General features: G+C 62.7%; 5 protein-coding genes and 1 pseudogene. 3 read left to right on the forward strand and 3 right to left on the reverse strand.

Going from position 1 to position 5,699, the window contains the following annotated elements; genetic code table 11:
- On the forward strand, nucleotides 1–1,280 hold a 1,280-nt coding region (locus tag IV098_RS15735; protein ID WP_296890785.1), incomplete at its 5' end, for a DUF3656 domain-containing protein.
- Between the two features lie 162 nt (nucleotides 1,281–1,442).
- A complete protein-coding gene (gene msrA, locus IV098_RS15740) occupies nucleotides 1,443–2,777 on the forward strand; it encodes a peptide-methionine (S)-S-oxide reductase MsrA (RefSeq protein WP_296890787.1) in 1,335 nt (444 codons plus the stop codon).
- On the opposite strand, the gene IV098_RS15745 is transcribed toward msrA, so the two are convergent.
- Nucleotides 2,778–3,107 carry a winged helix-turn-helix domain-containing protein gene (locus IV098_RS15745; RefSeq protein ID WP_296890789.1) on the reverse strand — a complete coding sequence of 110 codons (330 nt, stop codon included), beginning with the start codon at nucleotides 3,105–3,107 and terminating at the stop codon, nucleotides 2,778–2,780. It abuts the gene before it with no gap.
- A gap of 78 nt (nucleotides 3,108–3,185) precedes the next feature.
- On the opposite strand from IV098_RS15745, the gene IV098_RS15750 reads away from it, so the two are divergent.
- Entirely contained in the window at nucleotides 3,186–3,644 is a 459-nt protein-coding gene (locus tag IV098_RS15750; protein ID WP_296890791.1) for a DUF302 domain-containing protein, read from the forward strand.
- Here the strand turns inward: IV098_RS15750 and IV098_RS15755 are convergent.
- Both IV098_RS15755 and IV098_RS15760 read right to left on the reverse strand, forming a co-directional pair.
- Complete coding sequence (locus IV098_RS15755) at nucleotides 3,625–4,248, reverse strand: anaerobic ribonucleoside-triphosphate reductase activating protein (protein ID WP_296890793.1); 624 nt, start codon at nucleotides 4,246–4,248, stop codon at nucleotides 3,625–3,627. The two genes, IV098_RS15750 and IV098_RS15755, sit on opposite strands and share 20 nt — an antisense overlap.
- Before the next feature lie 39 nt (nucleotides 4,249–4,287).
- Nucleotides 4,288–5,637, reverse strand: a pseudogene (locus IV098_RS15760) (ribonucleoside triphosphate reductase).
- Nucleotides 5,638–5,699 lie beyond the last annotated feature (62 nt).

The following is a 5,699-nucleotide window of genomic DNA, read 5'->3' on the forward strand; positions in this document are numbered from 1 at the left end:
AGAGCGACAACCTCGAAGCGCTGATCGACGCCGGCATCCGCAGCTTCAAGATCGAAGGCCGCTACAAGGACATGGGCTATGTGAAGAACATCACTGCCCATTACCGCACGCTGCTCGACCAGATCATCGCGCGTCGTCCGGAATTTGCCCGCGCCTCCTCTGGCAGCACCACCTTCGCTTTCACCCCTGACCCCGACCAGAACTTCAACCGCGAATTCACCGACTATTTTGTGGGCGGGCGCAAGGACGACATCGGCGCATTCGACTCGCCGAAAAACGCTGGCTTGCCGATCGGGTATGTGAGCAAGGTGGGCGACAAGTGGGTCGAGCTGTTTGCCGATTCGGCCGATACCGTGCTCAACAATGGCGATGGCCTGTGCTACTACACCCTGCACAAGGATCTCGCCGGTCTCGCGATCAACCGCGCCGAAAAAGTGGGTGACGGCAAGTGGCGCGTTTTTCCGAAAGACCCAATCGCGAGCTTCAAGGATTTGCGTGCAGGCACGCTGCTCAACCGCAATCGCGACATGAACTGGGTGCGCATGCTGGACAAGGCCTCCAGCGAGCGCCGCATCGGCGTGTGGCTGCGGCTGGAAGAAACGGACGCGGGTTTTGCGCTGACGCTGGCCGACGAAGACGGCAACAGCGTCAGCGTCGCCGCGGCGCACGCGAAAGAACCCTCCAACGATGCCGCCAAGGCGGAGGCCACGCTGAACGAACATCTCGGCAAATTGGGCGCTACGGCCTATGCGGTCAGGGGCATCGCGCTGGAGCTGTCACAACCGTGGTTCGTGCCGGCCTCGTTCGTCAACGCCCTGCGCCGCGATGCCGTTGCCGCGCTGGACGCCGAACGCGCCGCCGCTTACGTACGGCCGCCGCGTGCGCTGGCGGTCGAGCCGCCCGCGCCCTATCCGGAAGATACCCTGAGCTATCTCGCCAACGTCTACAACCACAAGGCGCGCGATTTTTACGCGAAGCACGGCGTGCAGATCATCGCCGCCGCGTATGAAAGCCACGAGGAAAGCGGTGAGGTCTCGCTGATGATCACCAAGCACTGCGTGCGCTATTCGCTCTCGCTGTGCCCCAAGCAGGCCAAGGGCGTCACCGGGGTGCAGGGCACGGTGCGCGCCGAGCCGCTCACGCTCATCAACGGCAGCGAAAAGCTCACCCTGCGCTTCGACTGCAAACCCTGCGAAATGCACGTGGTGGGCAAACTCAAGCCGGCGGTCGCCAAAACCGCCGCACCGCTGACGTTCTACCGGGCGCGACCCGCCGGCTGAATCGCGCGGACGGGGAACCCGAGCCGGCCTGAACGGGTCATCAGTACGAGGAATGTGTAAGGCATTCCGTTGAATGGCGACTGATGTCTATGCGTGCAGCAGCGCCATGATCGGCGCGCCGGCATACACCCCCTTCAGTATGGTTTGCCAGAGGATTTCCGGATGTACATCAATCGTTCCATTTATGCCTTGTTCGCGGCGCTCAGCATGAGCCTCATGGTGAGTGCCTGCGCGCAGGAAAAACCGCCCGCCAGCCCGGTCAAGGCCAGCAAGGCCGCGGTCAAACCCGGTGCGCTGCTGGATTCCATCGTGCTCGGCATGGGTTGCTTCTGGGGCGCGGAAAAGCGCATGTCCGAAGTGCCCGGCGTGGTCGAAGTCGAAAGCGGCTACGCCAATGGCGAAGTCGAGGGCAGCTACGAGGCGGTGCTCAAGCAGGAGAACAGCTTGCGTCGCGGGCAGTCCGCCAAGCGCAATCACGCCGAAGTGGTGAAGGTCAGTTTCGACCCCACGCAGACCAGTCTGGAAAAAATCCTGATCAAGTTCTGGGAAAGCCACGATCCCACCCAGGGTGACCGTCAGGGCAACGATGTCGGCAGCAATTACCGCAGCGCCATCTACACCCACAGCGACGCGCAGGCAGGCGTCGCGCGGCAAACCCAGGCGACCTACCAGCAGGCGCTGACGCAAGCCGGGCGTGGCAAGATCACTACCGAAATCGCCCCGCTGAAAACTTACTACTCGGCCGAGGACTACCACCAGGATTATCTGGTGAAAAATCCGGACGGTTATTGCGGGCTGGGCGGCACCGGCGTGAAGTACCCGGGATCGGGTTCGACCGCATCGGCGCCCGCGCCCCGGCTCGACGGCAAGGCGCTGGCCTTCGACCGGCAGCTGGTGGTGTTCGAGGCCGAGCATTGCGATTTCTGCAAGCTGTTCAAGGCGGACGTGCTCGACCACTGGAAGTCCGAAGTGCCCATCGTCAGCACCTTGAACACGAATGCGCCCAGCGGCTGGACGCTGGAGAAAACCCTGTTCGCTACGCCCACCATCGTGCTGTTCGAGAAGGGCAAGGAGGTGTCGCGATACACCGGCTACAACGGCGAGAAGCCGCGCTTCTGGCAGTGGCTGGGGTTCCAGTTGCTGACGCCGGCGCAGCAGAAAATCGCGTTCGAGCAGGGCACCGAAATGGCCTTCAGCGGCTCCAACCTCGACGAGAAACGTCCCGGCACGTTTGTCGACCCGATTACCGGTGCCGCGCTGTTTCGCAGCGACACCAAGTTCGAGAGCGGCACCGGCTGGCCCAGCTTCTTCAATCCGCAGCCCGGTTCGATCACCCTGCACGAGGACATCAGCCACGGCATGAAACGCGTCGAAGTGCGCAGCTCCAGCTCGGGCATCCACCTCGGGCATGTGTTCGACGATGGCCCGCCGCCTACCTACAAGCGCTATTGCATCAACGGCAACGTGCTGAAGTTTGTGCCCGACGCGAAGCCCTGATCAGTCGAGTGTCAGGTCGTCGGCGAGCTGTGCGAGATACTGGGTGTGTTGCGCCTCGGCGCGCTGGAATGCGGTGATCAGGCGTTCGGCATCTTCGGTCAGGTGGCTGCCGGCCGGGCCGCTGGCGACCAGCGGCGTCGACCACGCGTTGTTCATCGCGTCCACCGCATCCCACGCGGCCTTGTAGCTCATCTTCATCGCGCGGGCGGCTTTGGAAATGGAACCGGTTTCGCGGATGCGCTGCAGCAACTCGATGCGGCCGCGTCCGAGAAAGTTCCTGCCGTTGAGCGTGAGCCAGAAACGGCCATCGGCTTTGAGTTTTGAATCCATGGCCGAGTGTAGCAAACGAGGCTTGCGCGCCTGCATTCATATGGCCGAAAATCAAACTTCCTGAAACCGAGAATTGTCATGAAAAAATTGTTTGCCGCGTGCGTCCTGTTTTGCCTGTCCCTGCCTGCGCTGGCGGCTGACGCGCATTCCGTCCAGTTCAAGACCCAGGGCGATTTCCAGTACATACGCGATTCGCTGGAGTCCGCGATCGAAGGCAAGGGCCTGAAGATCAACCATACCAATCTGATCGCCGGCATGCTGGAACGCACCGGCAAGGACCTGGGCGCGACCAAGCAGGTTTTCACCCACGGCGAACAGTTCGAGTTCTGCAGCGCGGCGCTGTCGCGCACGATGATGGAAGCCGATCCACACGCCATCTCCATGTGTCCCTACATCATCTCGGTGTACGCGATGCCCGGCGATCCCGCGATCTATCTTTCCTACCGCAAGCCCGGCCCGACTGAAAATCCGGCGCTGCAGAAGGCGTTCGACGATATCGAAAAGCTGCTGACCGAGATCATTCAGGACGCGCTGTAAGTGCGGCATCCGCGCAGCCCTGGCTTCTGAAGGCCTGGATGACATGGCGTTTGACGCCATGCGCGGACAGAGCCCCGGCGAGGCCCACGACGTCGGCATCGCTCAGCAGGGCCGGATGCACAGTGGTACGGATTTCATGGGCGACACCTGAGGCCAGCACCTGCTCAAGGCTGGCAAGCGCGCTGACACCACTGCCGGGCACGCCCGTGATGCGCGCGTAATCGGCAAACGCGGCCTTCGCGTCCAGCCCCACCCAGTCGACAAGCGGCAGCACCTCGGCGAGCCGGCGCGGGTAGGCGCCGCCGGTATGCAGGCCGACCTTGAATCCGAGCGCGCGTACCGCGCGCATCGCATCGGCCAGTTCGGGCTGCAGCGTCGGTTCGCCGCCGGAAAACACCACGCCATCAAGCAGCCCCTGGCGCCGGCGCAGGAAGCTCAGCACGTCGTCCCAGGGGATTTCGTTCTCGCCGCGCGCGGGAATCAGGCCAGGGTTGTGGCAATAACCGCAGCGCCAGGGGCAACCCTGGCAGAACACCACCGCAGCCAGCATGCCCGGCCAGTCGGTGGTGGAAAGCGGCGTCAGGCCGCCTACGCGTAGCGTCATCTCAGGGTTGGCGCAGTGTCATTTTGGGTGGGCCTGGCTTCAGCTCATTGAGCAACGGCCTTCGACGAAGAACTGCCGCTCGCGATGCTCGCTTTTCTTCCCCTTGTTGAAACTGGTTACCGGGCGGTGATAGCCCATCACACGGGTCCACACTTCGCAGCGGGTGCGTTCTTCGTCCTTCAAGTCGGCAGCGCTCAGAACTGGGCTCGGAACAGTCATGTCGTTCATATCGGTCTCCTGGGTTTATGCGGCAACAGCACGTTTGCGGGACAGGGCTTCCGCGTCGCACGTGGGACAGAATTCGTGCTCGCCGGCGAGGTAGCCGTGTTTGGGGCAAATGGAAAAAGTCGGCGTGATCGTGATGTAGGGCAGCGTGAATCGCGTCAGCGCGCGGCGCACCAGCTTCTTGCACGCCTCCGCGGACGAAATGTGCTCCGACATATAGAGGTGCAGCACAGTGCCGCCGGTGTACTTCCTTTGTAAATCATCCTGCCGTTCCAGCGCCTCGAACGCATCGTCGGTGAAGCCAACCGGCAACTGCGACGAGTTGGTGTAATAAGGCGCGTCCACCGTGCCGGCCTGCAGGATGGCCGGATAGCGTTTGGCATCCTCCTTGGCAAAGCGGTAGGTCGTGCCCTCGGCCGGCGTGGCTTCCAGGTTGTACATGTGGCCGGTTTCTTCCTGGAAGGCGGCGATGCGGGTGCGGATGTGGTCGAGCAGGCGCACCGCGAAGTCGTGTCCCCATTCGCTGGTGATGTCGTGTTCGTCGTTGCTGAAGTTGCGGATCATCTCGTTGACGCCGTTCACGCCGATGGTCGAGAAGTGATTGCGCAGCGTGCCGAGATAGCGCTTGGTGTAGGGGAAGAGGCCGTTGTCCATCAGGCGCTGGATTTCCTTGCGCTTGATCTCGAGGCCGTTGCGCGCCATGTCGAGCAGCGCGTCGAGCCGGCGCAGCAGCGCAGCTTCGTCACCCTTGTATTCGTAGCCGAGGCGCGCGCAGTTGACCGTCACCACGCCAACCGAGCCGGTCTGCTCGGCCGAGCCGAACAGGCCGTTGCCGCGCTTCAACAACTCGCGCAGGTCGAGCTGCAGGCGGCAGCACATCGAGCGGATGTGGTTCGGCTTCATCTCCGAATTGATGAAGTTCTGGAAGTAGGGCAGGCCGTAGCGCGCGGTCATCGCGAACAGGCGCTCGGCGTTTTCCGACTCCCACGGGAAATCCGGCGTCATGTTGTAGGTGGGGATCGGGAAGGTGAACACGCGGCCTTTGGCGTCGCCGGTGGTCATCACCTCGATGTAGGCGCGGTTGATCATGTCCATCTCGACCTGCAGTTCGCCGTAGGTGAACGGCATTTCTTCGCCTGCGATCACCGGCACCTGCTCACGCAGATCCTCCGGGCAGGTCCAGTCGAAGGTGAGGTTGGTGAACGGCGTCTGCGTGCCCCAGCGCG

The organism is Thiobacillus sp. (genome assembly GCF_018780105.1).
Classification (GTDB): domain Bacteria; phylum Pseudomonadota; class Gammaproteobacteria; order Burkholderiales; family Thiobacillaceae; genus Thiobacillus.

What these genes read in the sequence shown, in the direction of transcription:
- msrA (WP_296890787.1), top strand. Translation starts at nt 1,443, where the DNA reads ATGTACATCAATCGTTCCATTTATGCCTTGTTCGCGGCGCTCAGCATG.
- IV098_RS15745 (WP_296890789.1), bottom strand. Translation starts at nt 3,107, where the DNA reads ATGGATTCAAAACTCAAAGCCGATGGCCGTTTCTGGCTCACGCTCAAC.
- IV098_RS15750 (WP_296890791.1), top strand. Translation starts at nt 3,186, where the DNA reads ATGAAAAAATTGTTTGCCGCGTGCGTCCTGTTTTGCCTGTCCCTGCCT.
- IV098_RS15755 (WP_296890793.1), bottom strand. Translation starts at nt 4,248, where the DNA reads ATGACGCTACGCGTAGGCGGCCTGACGCCGCTTTCCACCACCGACTGG.